This is a genomic window from Mesorhizobium sp. YM1C-6-2, assembly GCF_003666685.1.
GTDB lineage: Bacteria > Pseudomonadota > Alphaproteobacteria > Rhizobiales > Rhizobiaceae > Mesorhizobium_K.
In genome coordinates, this window is record NZ_RCIZ01000003.1 from 180457 (window position 1) to 202351 (window position 21895).

The window sequence follows — 21895 nt, forward strand, 5'->3', positions numbered from 1 at the left end:
TCACACGATATTGAATGTCCGTTCAATCAATATCGCAGAAATAGCGCTTGCTTTCAATCGCGGTCTGCGTTCATGATGACGGAAAGCCGGCAAGCGGGACGGGAACCTCGCTGCCAGTAGCTGGTGGGATGACGCGACACATCATGTCCGCGCAGAGAAAGTCCGGGCAGGCGACCGAGCCTTTCTGTAGACGGTGTCCGACCGGGCTGCCGCTCGACGCAGTTTCGGAAGCTTTCGGGTTCACGCGACCCCTGGCAATTCCGAAGGCAATTCCGAAAACCGGGCCGCTGCAATGACGGCGGTTGCGGAAGGACCGGTTTCGCGCCTGGGGCGCAGCCATCGAAAACCCCTTCTGCAATCCGAACAGGCCCAGGGCCTCGCGCTGATCAGCCCGACGCTTCTCTATGCGCTGATCCTGCTGGTCGCGCCGATCGCGGTCGTCATCGCCTACAGCTTCTGGACGCAGGACTATCTGACGATCGACCGCACCGTCACGCTGGAGCAGTACCGCATCGCGCTCACCGAGCCGATCTACCGCGACCTGCTCCTGCGCTCGCTCTTCGTGTCGCTCTCAGTCAGCTTCATCACCGTGGCGCTCGCCTATCCGATCGCCTACTACATCTCCTTCCACGGCGGCCGCCACAAGGCGCTCTGGCTCTTCCTCATCACTATACCGTTCTGGACGAGCTATCTGCTGCGCGTCATGTCGTGGAAGGTCATCCTCGGCTACAACGGCGTCCTGAATTCCGGCCTGATGGGTCTCGGCATCATCGACGAGCCGTCGACGGCGCTGCTCTACAACACCTCGGCCGTCGTCATCACGCTCACCCATGCCTGGGCGGCGTTCGCCATCCTGCCGATCTTCGTGTCGCTCGAAAAAGTCGACCGTACGCTGATCGAGGCCGCCACCGATCTCGGCGACGGGCCGATCCGCAGCTTCCTGCGCGTGACGCTGCCGCTGTCGCTGCCCGGCGTCATCTCGGCGCTGCTGATCGTGATGATCCCGACGGTCGGCGACTACGTCACGCCGAAACTCGTTGGCGGCAAGGACGGCGTCATGATCGCCACCGCGATCGAGGCGCAGTTCAAGCGCGGCGCCAACTGGCCGCTGGGCGCTGCGCTTTCCGTCGTCACCATGACGGTCGTAACCATGATGGCGCTGGCGATCGTCTTCGTCATCCGCCAGGCAGGTAGGCGCGCCCGATGAGAACGCTGCTGTCAAGATGGCTGCCGGCCTATGCCTTCCTCTACATCGTCTTCCTCTATCTGCCGGTGATCTTCCTGCCGATCTTCTCGGTCAACACGTCGGCCGTGCCGAAATTCCCGCTGATGGGCTTCACCTGGAAATGGTACGAGGAACTGCCGAGGACGCCGGCGCTGCTCGACGCCGCCTGGAACAGCCTGATGGTCGGCGTCACCGCGGCGATCCTCTCCACCGTGCTCGGCATCTGCGCGGCGCGGGCGCTGACGCGCTACCGCTTCCCCGGCCGCACCGCCGCCAATGGTCTCATCATGGCGCCGCTGGTGCTGCCGGAGATCATCCTCGCGGTCTCGCTCCTGATCGTCATGCTGTCGATCGGGCTGAAACTCTCGCTCTTCACCGTCGTGCTCGGCCACGTGCTGATCTGCATCCCCTATTCGGTGACGGTGCTCAACGCCGGCTTCGAGGGGTTCGACCGCAGCCTGGAGGAGGCTTCCGCCGACCTCGGCGAGACGTCCTTCGGAACGTTCCGGCGCGTCACGCTGCCGATGGTGGCGCCGGCCATCATCTCCTCGCTGCTCGTCTCCTTCACCATCTCGCTCGACGAGTTCATCATGGCCTTCTTCCTTGCCGGCACCGACGCCACCCTGCCGGTCTACATCTGGGGCCAGCTCCGCTTCGCCGCCAAGCTGCCCGGCGTGCTGGCGCTCGGCACGCTGCTGCTCGTCGGCTCCTTCATCCTTCTCACCATCGCCGAGGTTCTCCGCCGCCGCGCGGAGCGGCGCGTCCACGGCACGGGGGTCGCCATTGCCTGAAGCCACGCAAGCCGCCGGCGCAAGCGCCCGGACCATGATCGAGATTCGCGGCGTCACCAGGAGTTACGGCGCCTTCAAGGCGCTCGACGACGCCAACCTCGCCATCCGCGAAGGCGAGTTCTTCTCGCTGCTCGGTCCGTCCGGCTGCGGCAAGACAACGCTGCTTCGCATGATCGCCGGCTTCGACACTCCGACGTCGGGCTCGATCCACATCGACGGCCAGCCGATGGAGGGCATCCCGGCCAACCGGCGCCCGACCAACATGGTGTTCCAGAGCTACGCCATCTTCCCGCATCTCAATGTCGAGCAGAACGTCGCCTACGGGCTGAAGCGCCTGAGGCTCGACGCCGGCGAGGAGAAGCGCCGCGTCGAGGAGGCGCTGGCGCAGGTGTCGCTGTCGGGCCTCGGCAAGCGCGGCGCGACAGAACTGTCCGGCGGCCAGCGGCAGCGCGTCGCGCTCGCCCGCGCGCTGGTCATGCGGCCGAAGGTGCTGCTGCTCGACGAACCGCTGTCAGCACTCGACAAGAAGCTGCGCGAGCAGATGCAGGTGGAGCTGCGCCGCCTGCAGCAGGCGGTCGGCATCACCTTCATCCTGGTCACCCACGACCAGTACGAGGCGCTGGCGCTGTCGGACCGCATCGCGGTGATGTTCGGCGGCAGGATCGCGCAGGTCGCCTCGCCGAAGGAGATCTACCAGCGGCCGGTCAACCGCCAGGTCGCCGACTTCCTCGGCGGCATGAACTTCATGAAGGGGGACGTGGTCGAGACGAACGGCGCGACGATCACGCTCGACACGCCGGGCTTCGGCCGGGTCAGGACGGAGAAGCCTGCCGGCTTCGTCGCCAACGGCCATGCCACGCTCGGCATCCGCCCCGAGCGGCTGCGCGTGCTGTGGGACGATGCCACCGCCAGCCACGAGATCGAGGGCCGGGTGGTCGAGCGGCATTATTTCGGCGAGATCACCCACCTCGTGGTCGAGGTGCCGGGTTTCGAGAAACCGCTCTCGGTGACGGAGACCAACGATTTCGGCGCCGACGACCTGCCTCTCGGCGCCGCCATCCGCCTGGCATACGACCCCGACGCGCTTGTCGCGATGGGAGACTAGCGCTGTTTACCTCACCCTTGAGGGGACGTCGGCACGCGCAGGACGACGGGCGCCCGCAACGACTGCCAAATCGAGCTGCATGAGGTTCCAATGGACATCCGCTCAACCCTGGTCGCGATCTGCGACGCCTTCAACGCGCACGACCTCGACAGGATCATGGCGTTGTTCTCGGACGATTGCGTGCTCGAGATGCCGCGGGGCGACAAGCCCTGGGGCTCCCGTTCCGAGGGCAGGCAGGCCGTTCGGGAGGCACTGGCCGCTCGTTTCGCAGGCCTGCCCGACGTCCACTACGGCAATGCCGAACATTTCGTCGATGCGGCAGCCAACACCGGCATGTCGAAATGGACGCTCACCGGCACCACGCGCGAGGGCGTGCGAAAGGAAGTCCGCGGCTGCGACTTCTACACCTTTCGCGACGGCAAGGTGATCCGCAAGGACTCCTACTGGAAGATCGTGGAATAGCTTGGCTGCGGGACGCCCGGCTTATTTCCCCGTCGGGAAGAGGAACGTCACCACGCCGCGGAACCCGACGCCGTCAGGGCCGCTTTCGGGGCTCTCGGCCCAGTAGCGGACGCCGGCCGTGAAGCTGACCGGCTGCTGGTCGAACTTGACCAGCTTCGCCACGGTAAAGTTGATCGGCACCGACCACTCCTCCGTTTCCCAGTTGTAGGTGCTTTCCGTATTGACGCCGAAGGTCCAGGCGTTGTGCGTCGTGTAGGAAATGAATGGCTGCAGGAAGGTCGAATTGACGTCGGTGCGGTCGTCGTCGCCGGCGAAGGACCAGATGTGGTTGGCCAGCCCGCCGACCGTCCAGCCGCCCATCTGCTTGAGCACGACGGCGGTCGGCCCGGCGCCCCATTTGCCGGTGCCGAGCAAATCGTCGGTTCCGGTCGGCACCAGGAAGGCCGGCCCGACGCCCCAGATGATGCCGGACGGCCCGGGATGCTTGGGCGAGAAGAACAGGCTCTGGGTGATGTCGCCGAGGCCGGTCTGCTCGCCGGAATCGCCGGCGATGTCGTTCTGCCAGATGACGGGCAGGATGGTGCGCGAAATGACGTTCCATTCGTCGTTGAGCGAAATCGGAATGACTGGTTGGATGTTCAGCGTGAGCCTTTCGCCGTCATTCGGTCCGTACCCTTCGTCATAGTTGAACTGGAGGGGAACGCTGATCATCGCCGCCACGGGATTGGACAGTTTCTTGGCGAGATCGGCGCTGTCGTCCTGAGCGAAAACGGCCGCCGGGCTGAGGCCAAGGCCGACGACCAGCATAGAACAGAGGAGCCGCATTTTCTTAATCCCTCCAAGTAAACCGCGAGATTACTCGAAAGATTCCGGGCATCAATCCCTCCCGCACCGTCTTCCCTCCTTTATCCAAAACACCAGGCGCCCCTGTCCGGAAAGGGTCGCGTGAACGTATGCTGGCTGCAATTCCAATTAGTGTTGACTTATCGATTAGTATGCACTATTGAATTGGCATGACCGAAGCCGAGACCATCAACGCCGTCATGCGCGCGCTCGCCGATCCGACCCGGCGCGCCGTCTACGAGCGGATCGCCGGCTCCGAGGAGATCACGGTCGTGGAACTGACGCGCGGCAGCGGCGTCACGCAGGGCGCCGTCTCGCAGCACCTCAAGCAGCTCAGGCAGGCAGGTCTCGTCGCCGAGCGCCCGGAAGGGCGCAATGTCTTCTACCGGGCCGCGCCGGGCGGCCTTGCTCCACTGGCGGACTGGATGAACCACTACGCCGTCTTCTGGCGCGAGCGTTTCGACAGCCTGCGCGCCCTGCTCGAGGAAATCGATCCTCCACACGCTCCCCGCAAGGACCCCACCCGATGACCCGCGCCGCATTGAAGCCCGCCACCGACGACATCGTCGTCGATGAACTGTTCCCGCATGCGCCGGAGACGATCTGGAAGGCGCTGACGACCGGCGAGCTCATCGCCCGCTGGCTGATGGAAGCGCACGGCTTCGAGCCGGTGGTGGGCAACCGCTTCACCTACAAGACAACGCCCGCCGGTGCGTGGGACGGCACCATCCGCTGCGAGGTGCTTGAGGTCGTGCCGAACGAACGTCTCGTCTATTCCTGGAAGGGCGGCGACGAGGCGAATGTCGGCTACGGATCGAAACTCGAAACGGTCGTCACCTGGACGCTCGCCCGCGTCTCCAACGGCACCCGCGTGCGCGTCGTCCATTCCGGTTTCGTCCTGCCCAGGAACGAGACCGCTTACCGGAACATGAGCGACGGCTGGAAGACGGTCGTGCGCAGGCTCGACGCGACAGCCGCCGAACTCGGCCCGTCAGGAAAGGCGCACTGACGGTCGCCGGGGCGGGGATCGCGCCCTAGCTTGATGCCCATCCACAGAAAAAGCGAACAGGAGATCAGCCATGCAGAACCTGAGCGAGAACATGAAGAAGCCGCCGGTCGTGTCGCCGCAGGAATGGCAAGCCGCCCGCGAGCGCATGCTGGTTAAGGAGAAGGCTCATACACGCGCTCGCGACGCGCTGGCGGCCGAGCGTCGGCGCATGCCGTGGATGGCCGTGGAAAAGGATTATGCGTTCGATACGCCCGACGGCAGGAAGTCGCTCGCCGACCTTTTCGACGGCCGACGCCAGTTGATCGTCTACCGCGCCTTCTACGAACCGGATGTCGAAGGCTGGCCGGACCACGGGTGCAAGGGCTGCTCCATGGTTGCCGATCAGGTGGCCAAGGTTGCTCACCTCAACGCTCGCGACACCACGCTGGTCTTCGCCAGCAGGGCGCCGCAGGCCAGGATCGCGCAGCTGAAGAAGCGCATGGGCTGGGAAATGCCGTGGGTCACCATCACCGACGACTTCGACAAGGATTTTGGTGTCGACCTGTGGCACGGCACGAATGTGTTCTACCGTGACGACGACGGCCGCGTCTTCCTCACCTACTTCATCGACAATCGCGGTGACGAACAGATGGGCGGCACCTGGAACTATCTCGACATCACGCCGCTCGGCCGCCAGGAGGATTGGGAGGATTCGCCGGAAGGCTATCCGCAAACCGAGCCTTACAGCTGGTGGAACTGGAACGACAGCTACAAGCACGTCGAGACGGCGCTGCGCAGGGGCTGCTGCTGACGGTGCCGGCCGCCGCCTCGCGGCGGCGTTGCAGAAGTTCCCGACAATAACATCGTTGGCGGACCCGGCGCGGCCGGGCCCGTATCGCCTCCCCATGTCCTGCACAGGAGAGAAAAATGACAAAACCTTATACCGGCGGCTGCGCCTGCGGCGCCATTCGTTACGAGATCACAGGCGAGCCGATCGTGATGCTCGACTGCCAGTGCCGACAGTGCCAGCACGAGAGCGGCAGCGGCCATGCCTCACATGTGACGTTCCAGGCCGCCGAAGTGACGATCGAAGGCAAGGCGACGACATGGGACATGGTGGGCGACGGCGGCACCAGGAAGCGCCGCGCCTTCTGCCCGGTCTGCGGCTCGCCCGTCTACATGACCTTTTCCGATGCGCCGGACATTTTCATCGTCAAGCCGGCGAGCCTCGACGAACCCGAGCGCTACCGGCCGCAGATGGTCACCTGGGTCGCCGCCGCGCAGCCCTGGGACAAGGTCGACCCGGCGCTGCCGGCGTTCGACAGGATGCCGCCGCTGGGGTGAGGGATGAGGGCGCATCTTTGCGCGAAGGGCTGACGCAAGTCCCGAATGAGAGTATTCCGTACACGAACAGCCCGGAGCGATCATGACCACCATCTACACCATCGGATATGAAGGCACGGACATTGACCGATTTGTCGCAACTCTCCGGGTCGTCGGTATCAAGCGCATTGCAGACGTTCGTGCCGTTGCACTGTCCCGGAAGAAAGGCTTCTCGAAGAAGAGTCTAGCAGAGAGGCTCAGAGCCGAAGGCATCGATTACGTACACTTTGTAAATTTAGGTGACCCGAAACCTGGGAGAGATGCCGCACGGGCGGGACAATACAAAAAGTTTCGTGCTATCTACTCGAAGCACCTTGATTCAGAGGGCGCGCAGGTGTCCCTCCAAGAACTGCTGGATGTGGCGGGGGAAAAGCCAACATGCCTGCTGTGCTTCGAGCGCGATCCTGTGACCTGTCACAGAGCCATCGTCGCAGAAGAGATGACTGCGTTCGGCTTCGAGGCGCTGAACCTCTACGGCGACGACCCGGCGCGCTATGCACGTAACGCCCACAGACTGCCGGGTCACGATTCTCGTGAAGGCGCTGCCGCAGCCCAGTAAGAAGTATGGCGAAACGGTCTGCTGCGCCGGCATCACACCAGATGGCCACTGGAAACGTTTATACCCGATCAGGTTTCGTCATCTCGCCGGCGATACATCATTCGGTCGCTGGCAAACTATTCGATTCCGGTTTCGACCGCCAATGCGCGACAAGCGCGCCGAAAGTTGCAACGTTGAGGAGGATAGCATCGAGATTGTCGGCGCGATGCCCTCCAAGGAACAGTCGCGCTTTCTCGATCCGCTCGTGCTTCCTTCTGTGGCTGAGATCGAACGTCGACGCCAGTCGCTCGGGCTCATCCGACCTCGCGAGCCCCGCTTCTTCTACAAGCGTAAATCTCCTGTGGAACTCGCGGAGGAGAAGGCCGCGTATGTTCGCGCGGCCCGCCAGGGATCGCTGCTTGACAACGCACTCGAAGCGCTCGACCCAACCCCCTACAAATTTAAGTTTCAGTTCAGCGACGCCGAGCATCCACACATCTACACGAATGGTGATTGGGAAGCCCATGCGATGTTCTACAATGGGCGGAGACGTGGGCAGAGCGAGGCGGAAGTTCTTGAGTGGATGGAACACACATTCAACGTTGAATACCGAGCCAAAGGAATGGTTTTCGCCGTCGGCAATCAGGCTAAACGACCGCACGTCTGGCAGTTGCTTGGGGTGATCAGATTGAACGAACTCTCCGAAACAGAAAAGGCTCAGGCAAGTCTGTTTTAACGAGTCTCCTGGTTCAGTGAGTCTTAGCCTCCGCTCACCCCTTCTTCTCCTGATGCCCGCCGAACGCATGCCGCATCGCCGACAGGAGCTTGTCGGCGAATTCGGATTCGCCGCGCGACGAGAAGCGGTCGAACAGCGCCGATGACAGCACCGGCGCCGGCACGCCGGTGTCGATCGCGGCTTTCAGAGTCCAGCGGCCTTCGCCCGAATCCGACACGCGGCCGCCGAAATCCTTGAGGTCGGGATCGTCCTTCAGCGCGGCGGCCGTCAGGTCGAGCAGCCAGGAGCCGATCACCGAGCCGTGCCGCCACACTTCGGCGACCGCCGGCAGGTCGATGTCGAACTGGTAGTATTGCGGCTCAGCGAGCGGCGTCGTCTCGGCGTCGGCCGCACGCTTCTTCTTGCCGGCGTCGGCCGCCTGCAGGATGTTGAAGCCCTCGGCATAGGCGGCCATCAGCCCGTATTCGATGCCGTTGTGGACCATTTTGACGAAGTGGCCCGCCCCACTCGGCCCGCAGTGGAGATAGCCGCGCGGCGCGGTCCCCGCGTCCGCCGGAGGCGCCGCTTCCGCATCGGCCCCGGGGGCGAGCGAGGCGAAGATCGGGTCGAGATGCTGCACGGCCTCGGTCGGCCCGCCGATCATCAGGCAGTAGCCGCGCTCGAAGCCCCATATGCCACCTGACGTGCCGACGTCGATGAAGCCGATGCCGCGCCCGGCCAGCTCCGCGCCGAGGTCGACGGCGTCGCGGTAGTTGGAGTTACCACCGTCTATGATGATGTCGCCGGGTTCCAGAAGTTCCGCCACCTGGCGCACCACCTTGCTGGTGATGGCGGCGGGCAGCATCAGCCAGACCGCGCGCGGCCTGGCGAGTTTCTCGACGAACTCCTCCAGCGAGGCCGCGCCGATCGCGCCTTCCTTGACGAGGTCGGCGATGGCGGCCGCGTTGATGTCGTGGACGACGCAGTCGTGCTTGTCGCGCAGCAGGCGGCGCACCATGTTGGCGCCCATCCTGCCCAGTCCCATCATGCCAAGCTGCATTTTTCGCGACCTTTCCTTGCCTCTGTCGTCACAGCTTATCCGACAGGAACTTCAGCCGTTTGACAATCCGCCGGTGCTTACGCCAGCGCCGGCGCCGCCTGCCCTGTCCAGCTCCTTTCGATCTCCTCCAGCGACCGGCCCTTGGTCTCCGGCACGGCGCGCCAGATCCAGAGCCAGCCCGCGAGGCAGAAGAAGGCAAGCAGCCAGAAGGTCGCCGACGTGCCGATCGCCTCGATCAGCGTCAGGAAGAACTGGCTGACGAGGAAGGCCGAGCCCCAGTTGACGGCAGTCGCCACCGCCACGGCGCGGCCGCGCACCTGTCCCGGGAAGATCTCGTTGATGACGGTCCATACGACCGGGCCGAGCGAGAAGGCGAAGGAGACGATGAAGACGACGAGCGCGATCAAGGTCACGATGCCTGCCGTCGTCGGTCCGCCCCCCGCCAACTGGGTGTCGATCGACAGGAAGGCGATGCCGACCACCGCGAGCGCCAGCCCCATGCCGATCAGCCCGGCGAGCAGCAGCGGCCGCCGGCCGAGCCTGTCGATGAAGGCGATGGCGATGAAGGTCGCGGCGACGTTGACGCCGCCGACCGCCCAGGTGGTCGCCATGGTCTGCGCCTCGGGTGTGGCAAAGCCGGCAGAGGCAAAGATCTGGTTGGCGTAATAGATGATCGCGTTGATGCCGGTGATCTGCTGGAAGACGGCGAGGCCGAGCGCGATCGCCAGCGGCCGCCGCCATCTGGGATCGAAGACGTCGCGCCACGAGGCGCTGCCCGCCTCCTCGCCCAGCGTGTGCTCGATCGATGCGAGCCGCGCCGCCGCATCGGCCTCCGGCGCCACCCTGGCGAGCACCGCCCGCGCCTCGTCGCGCCGCCCGGCCTTGACCAGCCAGCGTGGCGATTCAACGCCGATCGCGCCGACCAGCACGAGCAGGATGCCGGGCACCACCGAGACGCCGAGCATCCATCGCCAGGAATCGTTCGCGGCGAGCGCGGAGTCGACCAGATAGGCGAGGAAGATGCCGATGGTGATCGCCAGTTGGTAGGCGGAGACGAAGCGGCCGCGATGCGAGGCCGGCGCCAGTTCCGAGCCGTATAGGGGTGCCGCCACGGCCGCCACGCCGACGCCGAAGCCGACCACCAGCCGCCCGGCGACAAGAATGACGACGCTTGGCGCGAAGGCCTGCAGAAACGCACCGAGGATGAACAGCAAGCCGGCGATCAGCACGGCGCGCCTGCGCCCGTGGCGGTCGGCGAGATAACCGCCGGCGAGTGAGCCGATCAGCGCGCCGAGCGTCACCCAGCTCGTCACCACCTCGGTGAGCAAAGCGCTCAGGCTGAAATGCTGCCTGATGCCGCCAAGCGCGCCGGAAATCACGCCCTGGTCGTAGCCGAACAGCAGCCCGGCCACGACGACCACGGCTAGCACGACCAGCAGCGGTCCGCTCAGTGTCCCGCTTTGCGGCCTCGGCACGTTGATCGACGGCTGCGTCACCGACATGGGTCTTCCCCCCGTCGCATGCGTACCGCGCGCCTGGCGCGGTCCGCTGTTTTCGTGCCACGCCGGGCGGCGCTTGTCCATTCCGCCGGGCGTGTCTGCCTCAGCCGCGCAGCCTGCCGCCGAGCGATGCGACGATCTCAGTCGCGGCCTGCCTGCCGGCCACGATCGCCCCTTCGATATAGCCGGGGAAAGACGGCGACAGCTCCGACGAGGCGAAGAAGAGCGGCGGCGCGCCGACCCGCAGCGCGTCCTCGGCGTGGCGCGCCCGCATGTCCACCACGAGGTCGCTGTAGGCGCCGCCCGACCAGCGGTCGCCGGTCCAGTCGCGGATCGTCAGGTCGCTCATTCCGCCAGCCTCGGGGCCGAGCGCCGCCACCAGCCTTGCCTCTATCTCCGCGCGCAGAGCCGTCTCGCCGCGCTTGCCCCATTCGGTCGCCAGCGGCCCGCCGATGAAGAAGGCAAGCTGCGGATGCGCCGCATCCCTGCTTGCGTCGAAAGCGAAGAGGCCGGGCGGCTCGCGCCACATCACCATGCCGCTCCGGCCTCGGTCACGCCAGAAGGCGCGATCGTAGCGCACCAGCACCTTGATCACCGTGCCGCTTCGCCAGGCACGGAGCGCGCCCGCCAGCGCAGGCGGCAAGGCCGGCACATAGGCGATGCGCGAGGCCATCACCGGCGGCACGGCGACCAGCACTGCGTCCGCCGTGATCGTTTCGCGCTCCGTCACTACGCGCACCGCGTCCGGACCGCGCTCGATGCGCGTCACCGGCGCCGCCAGCCGCACCCGCCCGCCGAGGCCGCGGGCGAGGTCGCCGGCCAGCGAATGCATGGTCTCGGCAAGCTGGTACTGCAACTCGCCGACCTCGTTGGTGATGCGGCGGTCATTGTCGATCAGGTGCCAGATCGGCAGGCTGCCGAGATCGAGGCACCAGAGTCCCTCGATCATCGAACGGAACGCCGCCTTCACGTCGGCCGGCTCGTCCTGCGCCGCCAGCCATGCGGCGACGCTCATGCCGGCGAGCCGCGGATCGTCGGGCGACAGCTGGTTCATGCGCTCGCGCAAAGCCGCCGAGCCATCGTAGGCGCGCTCGGCATCCTGGCGCGTCATCGCCGGCTGCGCGACATGGTCGCCGTCGAAATCGCTTCTCACCAGCGTCTTGCCGTGGTGCCGGGCCAGCGCCATCACCTCCGGCATGTCGTCGCAGATGAACTGGCCGCCGGTGTCGACCGTCTCGCCGAGCCCGTTCGCCCGCGCCTCGACCCGCCCGCCGACGCGGTCGCGCGCCTCCAGCACGGTGACCTCGACGCCCGCCTCGCCGAGCGCGGTGGCTGCGGCAAGCCCGCAGAAGCCGGCGCCGACCACGACGACCTCGGTCATGCGGCCGGCCTCCGGCGCCGTGGGCTCAGTAGCCGGCTTTGATCTTCTCGAACTCGTCGATCATCTTCTGCTTCAGATCGGCCGGCACCGGCGACTGGAACAGCGTCTTGTCGACGAACTTGTCGACATCGGCATAACCCGCCTCGGCGACCGCGGCGGGATCGACCGTCGCCATCGACTTGGCGTCGGCGTGGCCATAGCCCCAGTCGGTCAGCAGGAAGCTCGCCACCTCCGGCGCATTGATCGCGTTGAGGAAGTCATAGGCCTTGTCAGCGCTGCCCGGCGCATCCTTGAGGCGCACATAGCCGCACACCCAGGTCGACTGGCCTTCCGCCGTGTCGCGCGTGTTCTTGATCGGCGCGCCGGCCAGCGCCGACTGCACCGCGGCGTCGTTCCAGGCCCAGGCGATGTCGACCTCGCCGCCAGACAGCGCCTGCACGATCTCGGTCGTGTCGGTCCAGTAGAGCCGCACGTTCTTGTGCACTTCGCGCAGGAAGTCGGAGGCCTGCTTGAACTGCTCGTCGGTCATCTGCGTCCAGTCCTTCAGCCCGATGACGAGCGAGGCCAGCGCGTAGGCGTCGTCGACATTGTCGCCGATCGAGACGCGGTCCTTGAACTTCGGATCGGCGAGCGACTTCAGCGACTTGATGTCGTCGGCCGAGACTTTTTCGGAGTTGTAGGTGAGCAGCGTGTTGCCCCAGTCCCAGGGCATGAACCAGGCGGTGCCGTCGGCCGTGGTCGCCAGGTCCTTCATGCCCATGATGCCGGGGTTCATGTCCTTCCAGCCGTCGATCTTCGAGGTATCGAGCGGCTGCAGCAGCCCCGCCTCGCGCCATTTCACCACGCTCTGCGAGCAGGGATGCGCGAGATCGGTCTTGAAGCCCGAGCGCATCTTCTCGAAAGCCTCGTCCTCGTCGCCGAAGAAGGTGAAGGTCGGCGACTGGCCGTGCTTCTCTACATAGCCGGGATGGAATTCGGGCGCCTCGTAGCCAGACCAGTCGAAGATGACGAGTTCGCCGTCCTCTGCGGTGGCGACCAGCGCCGTCGAGCCGAGCAGTGCTGCCGCCAGGGCGACGCCGATGCCGATACGCTTTGCTGTCTTCATGTCCAGTTCCCCTTTATTTTCGTTTCATTCCGTTGCGGCCTTTCCTGCGCGCTGGCCGTCGCGCGAAAAATGCTTCGGAAACGCCGAAGCCAGGCATTCGCAGGCGGCCTGGTGCGCCGTTTCCCGCGTCACCTCCTCGGTGCCCATCATCAGCCGCAGCCACAGGCCTTCGAGCATGGCCGAAAGCCCGAGCGCGGTGGCCACCGGGTCAAAGTCGTAGCCGCCGTCCTCCTTGAGCTTGCGGCAGAGATCGATGAACACGTTCTGGTAGGCGCGGTCGCGCGCGCCGCAGAGCGCCTGGTAGGTGGGCCGCGATTTCGCCTCGCCCCAGAAGGCGCACCAGGCGGCGAGCTTGCGCTTGTTGCAGATCGAGCGGTCGAAGTCGGCCGCCACCAGCGTGTCCAGTTGCCGCGCCGGGTCGTCGCCCGCCTTCTGCAGCGCAGAACGCCAGTGCGCCGCATATTCGTCGGCCATGTATTGCAGCGTGGCGACGAGCAGCTTTTCCTTGCTCTCGAAATGGAAATTGACGATGCCGCGCGAGAGGCCGGCGCCGTCGGCGACGTCGGCCATCGTCGTCTCGGAGTAGCCGCGCCTGGCGAGCGAATCGATCGTTGCCTCGATCAACTGCTGGCGCCGCGTCTCCTTGGAGGCCTTTCGTCCGCGCTTTTCCGGTTCGGCGGCCGGCGGCTTGAGGGCTTCCACGTTCATGCCGGGACCGCGCCCCGACGCGCGCCCCTCCGGTCTTCCGGCCAAGTCCGTTCAGAGGATGACGGCGTTGGTGTTGGTGAGTGCATCTTGCGGCTTCTATCCTTGCTAACCCGGCTTCCAGCCGCGAAGATGAGTGGGCCGGTGCTCGCCCGAGTCAAGCACCTTCTGCATGGCCTCCCAGGTGCGTATGTTCTTGTCCACATAGGCGGTGCCGACGGCGGCTGCGACCTTGTCGTATAGAGGCCCCTTGAGCTGATCGAGTTCCCTGCGCGCGACCTCGCGGTACCAGGGGTTGCGGTCGCGCGTGACGACGTCGGCGAAGCCGGCGCGGCGCATCGCCTGCGCGTAGCGGCCCGGCGAGGCCATGGCGAAGGACAGGCCCTCGGCCGCGATATAGTCCTTCATCTCCTGCGACGGCTCGCCGTCATGCGAGATCATCCAGTTGGACGCGGCGAAAACCCCTCCGGGCTTCAGCACGCGGAAGATTTCGGCAAACAGCGCGTCCTTGTCGGGCACGTGCAGCAGCGCGTCCTTGGAGAACACCATGTCGAAGCTGCGGTCGGCGAAGGGCAGGGCTCCCGGCGGCGCCTGCACGAAGGTGACGCGGGCCGACAGCCCGCGCTTGGCGGCGCGCAGCCTTGCCGCCTCGACCACCGGCAGCTCGACGTCGAAGCCCATCGCGTGGGCGGCGCCGTGCCTGTCGACGAGATGCAGCGTGATGCCGCCCGAGCCGCAGCCGACGTCGAGGATCGTCTTATCCGCGAGCGACAGGCCTTCGAGCACGCGGTCCACTTCGTCAGGCCCGCCCGGCGACAGATAGCCGTCGCCCCACAGCGCTTCCAGGAAGCGTATGGCCTCGTCGTCATATTCGGGCGCGGCGTTCGCCGTCTCGATCATCGATCGTTTCCCAAATGCCCGGCCTCCAGGGCCGCCAACCAGCCCGCAAAGCCTAACCCAGCCTGCGCAGATTGCAACCATGTTTGTTGAACATTCATTCAATATGGCTGGACAAATATGGATTCCGCATGGCAGATTTTTCGCATGTCCGGCAATTCGGCGCCGGCAGATGAGGGCCGATGTGAAAACCTGGGACGCGATCGTCGTCGGCGGCGGCCATAACGGGCTCGTCAACGCCTGCTACCTGCAGCGAGCGGGCCTCGACGTCCTGGTGGTCGAGAAGAACGACTGGGTGGGCGGCGCGGCGACCAGCCGCGAGCTGGCGCCCGGCTTCCTCTATTCCAACTGCTCCTACGTCTGCTCGCTGTTCCGGCCGGAGATCATGCGCGACCTCGAGCTGCCGCGCTTCGGCCTTCAGGTCATCGCCTATGAGGGCGGCGCGGTGTTCACCCGCGACGGCGACTATCTCGCCAACTACCGCGACCATGATGCGCACCGCCGCGAGTTCGCGCGTTTCTCGAAGCGCGACGCCGAGGCCTATGACCGCTATGCGCGCGACGTGACGCGGCAGTGCCGCTTCATCCAGCCGCTCCTGATGCGCACCGCGCCGGACCCGACGAGTTTGCGGCCGCGCGATGTCGGCGAGCTGATGTATCTGGCGAAAAAAATCTGGGACCTCGGCCCCAGCCAGATGGCCGAGACGCTGCGCTTCTGGACGATGTCGATCTCGGACTTCCTCGACGAATATTTCGAGACCGACGTCATCAAGGCGAATTTCTCGATCTCCGGCATCATCGGGACCGCGCTCGGGCCGATGTCGCCCGGCACCGCCTATGTGCTCCTCCATCATTATATGGGCGAGGTCGACGGCTCGGTCGGCGCCTGGGGTTATGCGCGCGGCGGCATGGGCGCGATCACCAAAGCGCTGTCGGCAAGCTTCCAGGCCTCGGGCGGCACGATCCGTACCGGCGCGGAGGTCGACAAGGTGCTGGTCAGGGACGGCAAGGCCACGGGCGTCGTGCTTGCCAATGGCGAAGAAATCTTCGGCAAGCTGGTCGTCTCCAACGCCGACGTGAAGCGCACCTTCCTGAAGCTCGTCGAGGAGAAGGAGCTGCCGGACATCTTCCTGCGCCGTGTCAGGAACTTCAAGATCAGGGGCTCGTCCGGCAAGGTCAACATCGCGCTGGACTCGCTGCCCGAATTCCCCGCCTTGCCGAAGGACTCGCCCTGCTATCGCGGCGACATGCATTTCACCGATTCCGTCGAGCGCATGGAACGCGCCTATGACGACTGGAAGGCCGGGCGCTGGTCCGCCGACCCCTTCCTCGACATGATGATCCCGACCACGCTCGACCCGACGATGACGCCGCCGGGCAAACACTTCATGAGCTGCTTCGTGCAGTACTGCCCGCCCAAGGTCGAGGGGCGGGACTGGACCGACGCCGACCGCGACGCCTTCGCCGAGACCGTCATTGCGCAGATCGCCGACTACTCGCCGGGCTTCCGCGACCGCATCGTGCACATGGAGGTGCGCACGCCGCGCGAGCTGGAAGCCGAGGTCGGCCTGACCGAAGGCAACATCTTCCAGGGCGAGCTCACCTTCGACCAGCTTCTCTTCAACCGGCCGGTGCCCGGCTACGCGCAGTACCGCTCGCCGGTCGGCGGCCTCTATATGTGCGGCTCGTCCACCCATCCGGGCGGCGGCGTCATGGGGGCGCCGGGCCGCAACGCCGCCGCCGAGATCCTGCGCGACCTCTCGAAGCCGACCCGACACATGAGCCCCGCCCATGACGTCATTTGATGTTGTCGTCATCGGCGGCGGCCACAACGGGCTCGTCTGCGCGACGCTGCTGGCGAAATCCGGCCGCAAGGTGCTGCTGCTGGAAGCCGGCTCCGAGCTCGGCGGCGCAGCGCGCACCGAAGAATTCGCGCCGGGTTTCCGGGTATCCTCCGTCGCCCATCTGCTGAACCGGCTCCATCCGGACGTCGTGACGGGCTTGGATCTGGAAAAGCACGGGCTGAACTTCGTCCTGCCGGAGCAGATTCCATCCTTTTCTTTGTCGGCTAAGGATGGTCCTCTCGCGCTCACCGGCGCGTATGGCGAAGACCTTGTCGGAGCCTCCTCATCCGAGCAGGTGGCCTGGAGGGAACTGCGCGCGCAGCTCTTCCGCTACGCCGGCATATTGAAGCCGTTCCTGTCCCGCCGGCCGCCCGACCTCAGGGGCGGCAACTCGCTGTCGGAGACCCTTGCGCTCGGCCAGACGGCTCTGGCGCTCAAGAAGCTCGGCAAGGAGGACATGCGCGACTTCCTGCGGGTGATCCTGATGAACGTCGCCGACCTGCTCGACGAGCAGTTGACCGACGACCGGCTGAAGGGGCTGGTCGCCTTCGACGCGGTGCTCGGCAGCCATCTCGGCCCGCGTTCGCCGACCTCCCTGCTCGGTCTCTACTACCGGCTTGCCGGCGAGGTCGGCGGTCAACCGGGCGCGCAGCTCGTGCCGAAGGGCGGAATGGGCACAGTCGTCGCCGCGATGGCCGCTTCCGCCGCAAAAGCGGGCGTAATCCTGCGCACCGGCGCGCTTGTGAACAAAATCCGGGTCGAGAATGGCCGGGCCATTGGCGTAGTGCTTGAAAACACAGAGGAAATTACTGGTGCAGTGATCGTGTCGGCTGCCGATCCATCCACGACCTTCCTCGACATGGTAGGCTCGCGAGAGCTCGACACCGGCTTCGTGCGCAAGATAAAAAACATTAGAAATCAGGGGGATGCGGCGAAGCTGCATCTCGCGCTCGATCGTGCCCCCAGGTTCTCCGACCTCGATGCCGACGCCCATTGCGGCCGCCTCGTCATCGCCCCTTCGGTCGACCATGTCGAGCGCGCCTTCAACCCCTGCAAATACGGGGAGTTCTCGCCCGAACCGGTGCTCGAGATCACGCTTCCGAGCCTCGCCGACCCGTCGCTCGCGCCCGACGGCGCCTGCGTCCTGTCGGCCGTCATCCAGTACGCGCCCTATCGGTTGAAGGAAGGCTGGGAGATCGGAAAGCCAAAATTCTTCAAGGCCATCATGGACTTGCTGGAGCGCCATGCGCCCGGCATCGGCAGGCTGACGCGCCATGTCGAGCTTCTGACCCCTGCCGATATCGAGGAGCGCTACCGCATGCCAGGCGGCCACTGGCACCACGGCGAATTGCAGGCGGACCAGATGCTGATGTCGCGTCCGGCCTTCGGCACCGAGGGTTATGCAACGCCGGTCGACGGGCTCTATCTCTGCGGCGCCGGCTCGCATCCCGGCGGCGGCATCTCGGGCGCGCCGGGCCTGAACGCCGCCCGGCGGATCATGGCGCTGGAGCGCTAAGTCATGGCAAAGACTGCGAAAATTAGCTCGCCCTACGCCGCCCGCATCGCCGCGCGCGGTCATTTCCGGACGCTGCGCCTCGATACGCCGTTCCAGCCGCGCATCGACGCGCTGATGAAGCGCAACGACTGGTACGACTGGGGCGGCTACCGTGCGGCGAATTCCCTTTGGGATGAAGAACTTGAGTATTTCGCGATCCGCAGCCAGGCGGCGCTGTTCGACATCTCGCCCATGGTGAAATACGGCATCGAGGGCCCGGATGCCGAAGCCTTCCTCAACCGCGTCACCCTGCGCAACGTCTCCAAACTCAAGCCGGGTCGGGTCCACTATACGGCCTGGTGCGACGACGAAGGCCATGTGCTCGACGACGGCACGCTGTTCCGGCTGTCGGATGAGCGTTTCCGGCTCTGCTGCCAGGAGCGGCATCTGCCCTGGCTGCTCGACTCAGCGATCGGCTATGACGTTTCGGTAGCGGAACAAACCGAGGCGATCGCTGGCCTGGCACTGCAAGGGCCGACCTCCTTTGCGATTTTGCGCGCTGCAGGGTTTGCGGGCATCGAACGGTTGAAGGTTTTCGATCTCGCCGATTTCGAGCATCAGAACGGAACCGTAACAATCTCCCGAACCGGCTTTACGGGCGATCTCGGCTACGAGCTCTTCGTGTCGGCCGAGCTGGCATTGAGCCTCTGGGACCGGCTGATGGAAGCGGGACGGCTCCACGGTATCCGCGCCATCGGCTACACGGCGCTGAACCGCGCGAGGCTCGAAGCCGGCCTGATCGTCGCCAATGCCGATTTCTCGACGGCGGAACATGCGCTGAGGGCAGACCGGGTGCGCATGCCCGACGAGATCGGGCTGGGTTTCATGGTCGATCTGGAAAAAGGCCATTTCAACGGCCGCCGGGCCATCGAGATTGCGCGCAAGAACAAGAAACTGCGCCATATCCTGGTCGGGCTGGAGATCGAGGGCAACATTCCCGCCGACCACGCCATCGTCTATCATCGTGGGAAAAAGGAAGTGGGGCTGGTCAGCGCCGCCGGCTGGTCGCCTCTGGCGAAGAGGAACATTGCGATCGCCAGCCTCGCCCGGCCGTTCGGCGACACGGTAACCGACGATCTCTGGGTCGAAATCTACGCGCTGCGCGAGCTTAAATATGAGAAGCTGATGAAACGCGCGAAAGTCGTGCCGCGGCCGTTCATCAAGCTCGACCGGCGCACGGCCAACCCGCCCGCGGACTTTTGAGGATGACTGAAATCGACACCGAAGCCCGGGAACAGTGGGGGCTGGTCAACACGCCGCTCGGCGAGAGCTGGTCCGGCCGCACGCGCTACGCCGCCGCCATGTATTTCTACAAGCGGGGTGAGCTGCCGGCGGAAGTGCTCGAGGTCTACCGGCTCTGCTCGCGCCTCGATCATCAGGATCCGCTGGCCATCGTCCGCGACCGCGGCGTCGGCAAGGAATGGCTGAAGCGGATGGAAGCCGGCGGCGCCTGACGCCAAAACTAGCGGATGATCGGGCCTGCCTGCGTTCGCGTCAGCACCTCGGCGCCCGTATCGGCGAGGAGCACGGCATTCGATATGAAATGGTCGCCCTTGCCGGTCCCCATGAGCCAGGAAAGGATGTGGAAGCTCATGCCCGTCTCCAGCACGAGGTCGGAAGCGTGCCTGAGCCCGGTAACCGAATTGCCTCCGGTCCAGGATGGCGGCTGGCCGATGCCGACCAGATAGCCGCAGTGATGGCGGCGATAATGGGCAAGGCCTGCTTCGTCGACGACCTGCTGCCAGGCGGCGTAGACATCGCGCGCCCTGACGCCCGGCCGTAGTGCCGCGACGACCGCATCGAAAGCGGCTGCCGTGATTTCGGCCATCCGGGCATCCTCGTCGCTAATGCCGCCGATGCGGACCAGGCGCCCCAGCGGCGCGTGATAGCGCGAGACGCACCCGGACAGTTCGAGGAAAACCTTCTCGCCCTTGCCGTAGCGGCCGGCGCCCCAGGTGGTGTGTTCTTCGCCGAGGCGAGCTTCGGGACGGATGAAGGGGCCGAAACCCGGAGGGTGGCCGCCGGCCCTGGTCATGGCCGCAAGGCACTCCGCCGCCACGTCCTCTTCCCGCGCGCCTTCGGCGATAGCTGCGATCGCGGCCTCGGCCGCGGCATCCGTCACCGCCGCGGCTCGAAGCATCAGCGCCTGCTCCTCCCGGCTCTTCACCAGCCGCATCCTGTCGACCAGTCCGGAAATGTCGGTCCACCTTGCGTTGGCAGCTTCCCGCAACCTCAGCGCGAGGCCGTGGCTCAGCCCCGAAGTCCATTGCTCGACGCCGATCCCCTTTCCCACGAGCGAGCGGTCGGCGAGGATGCGGGCAGCGGCATCCGCCGCCGTCTCGCTGTCGCTGTGGCCCCGGAATTCGGCAGCGGTCACCCGGTTAGCGATCGTCACCGCTTCCATGGATCGGGTGACGAGCACTGGCATTCCATCGAGGGGCACGATCAGGAGGTGCGGCGCGAAATAACCCCAATGATCGAGGCCGGTGAAGTAGAAGACGTTCTCCGGAGACGCGATGATGGCTGCGTCGAGGTTCAGGCCGACAAGGGCCTGGCGAAGCCGCTCGATGCGCGCGGCGATCTCCTCCCTGCTGAACGGATTGCGGTCCATCAAACGCTCCTTTCCGTCAGCTTCACAGGCAATGGTCTGATAATGACGCATCGTCGCCTATCTATTGTGCACAACAACTCCGTACGCAATCTCAAACAGCCGTCATTTTGATGATTTTTGCCTGAGATGACATCTGAACTTGCAGGATGTTTTGTCTAGTTGTACACTTCTATTCATCGGGAGTGGTTTCGAAGAAAGCCGCCCAGGGGAAACTGCATCTATGGAGCAACGGGAGAAAAGCATGATCACGTCACCTCTATCTCGCCGCACCGTCGTCAAGGCCGCCGCCGCGCTTGCGCTCGCTGCGGCTTCGCTGGCGCCGGCATTGCCAGCGATGGCGCAGTCAACGCTCGAGCGCGCCAAGGCCGACGGCTATATCCGGGTCGGCTTCGCCAATGAGGCGCCTTTCGGCTTCGCCACGCCCGACGGCAAGCTGACCGGCGAGGCGCCAGAAGTCGCCAAGGCGGTTCTGGCCAAGATGGGCATCGCGCAGGTCGACGGCGTGCTCACCGAATTCGGCTCGCTCATTCCCGGTCTGAAGGCCGGCCGTTTCGACATCATCGCCGCCGGCATGTTCATCAATCCCAAGCGCTGCGCCGAGATCAATTTCTCCGAACCGTCCTACGGCATCGGCCAGGCAATGCTTGTGAAGGAAGGCAATCCGAAAGCCATCAAGGACTATTCGAGCTTCAAGGACAACGCCGACCTCAAGCTGGCGGTGATGGCCGGCGCGGTTGAGGGTGGTTACGCCAAGGATGCCGGCGTCCCCGAAGCGCAGGTCGTCTCGCTGCCCGACCAGTCGAGCCTGGTCGCCGCGGTGCAGTCGGGCCGCGCCGACGGCGCCGCACTGACGGCGCTTTCGATCGCCGACATGGCGAGCAAGGCCGAAGGGGTCGAATCCACCACGCCGTTCGGCGAAGTCGCCGGCAAGTCGGTCAAGGGTCATGGCGGCTTCGGCTTCCGCAAGGACGACGAAGATCTGCTGAACGCCTTCAACGCCGAACTGAAGGCGTTCCTCGGCACGCCGGAGCACATCGCGCTGGTCGAGCCGCTCGGCTTCGGCAAGGACTACCTGCCGAACAAGACCACCGCCGAACTCTGCGCGGGCGAATGATCCGGCGGGCGGCGCGCTGAAGCGCCGCCTTCTCCCTCGCTAAGTCGAGGAACCGGCTCGATTCCAGAGCCGGAT

The 21895-nt window shown here is 65.4% G+C and carries 23 protein-coding genes; 15 read left to right on the forward strand and 8 right to left on the reverse strand.

Annotated features, from left to right (window positions below; all coding sequences use genetic code 11):
* Positions 1–292 precede the first annotated feature (292 nt).
* From D8676_RS09520 to D8676_RS09535, 4 genes are all read left to right on the forward strand, one after another.
* Positions 293–1207: an ABC transporter permease gene (locus tag D8676_RS09520; RefSeq protein WP_121580640.1), complete on the forward strand. Its 915-nt coding sequence runs from the start codon at positions 293–295 to the stop codon at positions 1205–1207.
* Positions 1204–2016, forward strand: coding sequence for an ABC transporter permease (locus D8676_RS09525; RefSeq protein WP_121580641.1), 813 nt, complete (start codon positions 1204–1206; stop codon positions 2014–2016). The genes D8676_RS09520 and D8676_RS09525 overlap by 4 nt, the downstream gene beginning before the upstream one ends.
* A gap of 34 nt (positions 2017–2050) precedes the next feature.
* Positions 2051–3121: an ABC transporter ATP-binding protein gene (locus D8676_RS09530; RefSeq protein WP_121580642.1), complete on the forward strand. Its 1071-nt coding sequence runs from the start codon at positions 2051–2053 to the stop codon at positions 3119–3121.
* Between the two features lie 90 nt (positions 3122–3211).
* Entirely contained in the window at positions 3212–3583 is a 372-nt protein-coding gene (locus tag D8676_RS09535; RefSeq protein WP_121580643.1) for a nuclear transport factor 2 family protein, read from the forward strand.
* Between the two features lie 21 nt (positions 3584–3604).
* On the opposite strand, the gene D8676_RS09540 is transcribed toward D8676_RS09535, so the two are convergent.
* The gene (locus D8676_RS09540) at positions 3605–4408 is read right to left on the reverse strand and encodes a transporter (protein WP_121580644.1); all 804 of its coding nucleotides are present in this window, start codon (positions 4406–4408) and stop codon (positions 3605–3607) included.
* Between the two features lie 188 nt (positions 4409–4596).
* Here D8676_RS09540 and D8676_RS09545 point away from each other — a divergent pair, with 188 nt between their 5' ends.
* From D8676_RS09545 to D8676_RS09570, 6 genes are all read left to right on the forward strand, one after another.
* Entirely contained in the window at positions 4597–4956 is a 360-nt protein-coding gene (locus D8676_RS09545; protein WP_121580645.1) for a metalloregulator ArsR/SmtB family transcription factor, read from the forward strand.
* Complete coding sequence (locus tag D8676_RS09550; protein ID WP_121580646.1) at positions 4953–5435, forward strand: SRPBCC domain-containing protein; 483 nt, start codon at positions 4953–4955, stop codon at positions 5433–5435. The genes D8676_RS09545 and D8676_RS09550 overlap by 4 nt, the downstream gene beginning before the upstream one ends.
* A gap of 70 nt (positions 5436–5505) precedes the next feature.
* Entirely contained in the window at positions 5506–6225 is a 720-nt protein-coding gene (locus tag D8676_RS09555; protein ID WP_121580647.1) for a thioredoxin family protein, read from the forward strand.
* Between the two features lie 116 nt (positions 6226–6341).
* On the forward strand, positions 6342–6758 hold the full coding sequence (locus tag D8676_RS09560) for a GFA family protein (protein ID WP_121580648.1): 417 nt from the start codon (positions 6342–6344) through the stop codon (positions 6756–6758).
* An 82-nt stretch (positions 6759–6840) separates the two neighbouring features.
* Entirely contained in the window at positions 6841–7356 is a 516-nt protein-coding gene (locus D8676_RS09565; RefSeq protein ID WP_121580649.1) for a DUF488 domain-containing protein, read from the forward strand.
* Positions 7331–8071, forward strand: coding sequence for a hypothetical protein (locus D8676_RS09570; protein ID WP_245426690.1), 741 nt, complete (start codon positions 7331–7333; stop codon positions 8069–8071). Before D8676_RS09565 ends, D8676_RS09570 begins: the two co-directional genes overlap by 26 nt.
* A 34-nt stretch (positions 8072–8105) precedes the next feature.
* On the opposite strand, the gene gnd is transcribed toward D8676_RS09570, so the two are convergent.
* The 6 genes from gnd to D8676_RS09600 form a co-directional block, all read right to left on the reverse strand.
* Entirely contained in the window at positions 8106–9110 is a 1005-nt protein-coding gene (gnd, locus tag D8676_RS09575; protein WP_121580650.1) for a phosphogluconate dehydrogenase (NAD(+)-dependent, decarboxylating), read from the reverse strand.
* A gap of 77 nt (positions 9111–9187) precedes the next feature.
* Positions 9188–10612, reverse strand: a complete 1425-nt coding sequence (locus D8676_RS09580) for a sugar porter family MFS transporter (protein WP_183097045.1) — start codon at positions 10610–10612, stop codon at positions 9188–9190.
* A 100-nt stretch (positions 10613–10712) separates the two neighbouring features.
* Entirely contained in the window at positions 10713–11990 is a 1278-nt protein-coding gene (locus D8676_RS09585) for a flavin monoamine oxidase family protein (RefSeq protein ID WP_121580652.1), read from the reverse strand.
* Positions 11991–12015: 25 nt separating this feature from the next.
* Positions 12016–13095 (reverse strand): extracellular solute-binding protein, encoded by a 1080-nt coding sequence (locus D8676_RS09590; protein ID WP_121580653.1) that lies wholly within the window; start codon positions 13093–13095, stop codon positions 12016–12018.
* Positions 13096–13119: 24 nt separating this feature from the next.
* Positions 13120–13803 carry a transcriptional regulator BetI gene (gene betI, locus D8676_RS09595; protein WP_121580654.1) on the reverse strand — a complete coding sequence of 228 codons (684 nt, stop codon included), beginning with the start codon at positions 13801–13803 and terminating at the stop codon, positions 13120–13122.
* Between the two features lie 105 nt (positions 13804–13908).
* Positions 13909–14700, reverse strand: a complete 792-nt coding sequence (locus D8676_RS09600; protein ID WP_121580655.1) for a methyltransferase domain-containing protein — start codon at positions 14698–14700, stop codon at positions 13909–13911.
* 181 nt (positions 14701–14881) lie between these two features.
* Here D8676_RS09600 and D8676_RS09605 point away from each other — a divergent pair, with 181 nt between their 5' ends.
* Genes D8676_RS09605 through D8676_RS09620 form a run of 4 tightly spaced genes read left to right on the forward strand, consistent with a single transcriptional unit; the run spans position 14882 to position 19549 of the window.
* Positions 14882–16501 carry an NAD(P)/FAD-dependent oxidoreductase gene (locus D8676_RS09605; protein ID WP_121581069.1) on the forward strand — a complete coding sequence of 540 codons (1620 nt, stop codon included), beginning with the start codon at positions 14882–14884 and terminating at the stop codon, positions 16499–16501.
* A complete protein-coding gene (locus tag D8676_RS09610; protein WP_121580656.1) occupies positions 16488–18056 on the forward strand; it encodes an NAD(P)/FAD-dependent oxidoreductase in 1569 nt (522 codons plus the stop codon). Before D8676_RS09605 ends, D8676_RS09610 begins: the two co-directional genes overlap by 14 nt.
* A 3-nt stretch (positions 18057–18059) precedes the next feature.
* Complete coding sequence (locus D8676_RS09615) at positions 18060–19298, forward strand: aminomethyltransferase family protein (protein ID WP_121580657.1); 1239 nt, start codon at positions 18060–18062, stop codon at positions 19296–19298.
* Between the two features lie 2 nt (positions 19299–19300).
* Positions 19301–19549 (forward strand): hypothetical protein, encoded by a 249-nt coding sequence (locus D8676_RS09620; RefSeq protein ID WP_121580658.1) that lies wholly within the window; start codon positions 19301–19303, stop codon positions 19547–19549.
* An 8-nt stretch (positions 19550–19557) separates the two neighbouring features.
* On the opposite strand, the gene D8676_RS09625 is transcribed toward D8676_RS09620, so the two are convergent.
* Positions 19558–20706 carry a Xaa-Pro peptidase family protein gene (locus D8676_RS09625; RefSeq protein WP_121580659.1) on the reverse strand — a complete coding sequence of 383 codons (1149 nt, stop codon included), beginning with the start codon at positions 20704–20706 and terminating at the stop codon, positions 19558–19560.
* 241 nt (positions 20707–20947) lie between these two features.
* Between D8676_RS09625 and ehuB the strand changes: the two genes are divergently transcribed.
* A complete protein-coding gene (gene ehuB, locus D8676_RS09630) occupies positions 20948–21820 on the forward strand; it encodes an ectoine/hydroxyectoine ABC transporter substrate-binding protein EhuB (RefSeq protein WP_121580660.1) in 873 nt (290 codons plus the stop codon).
* Positions 21821–21895 lie beyond the last annotated feature (75 nt).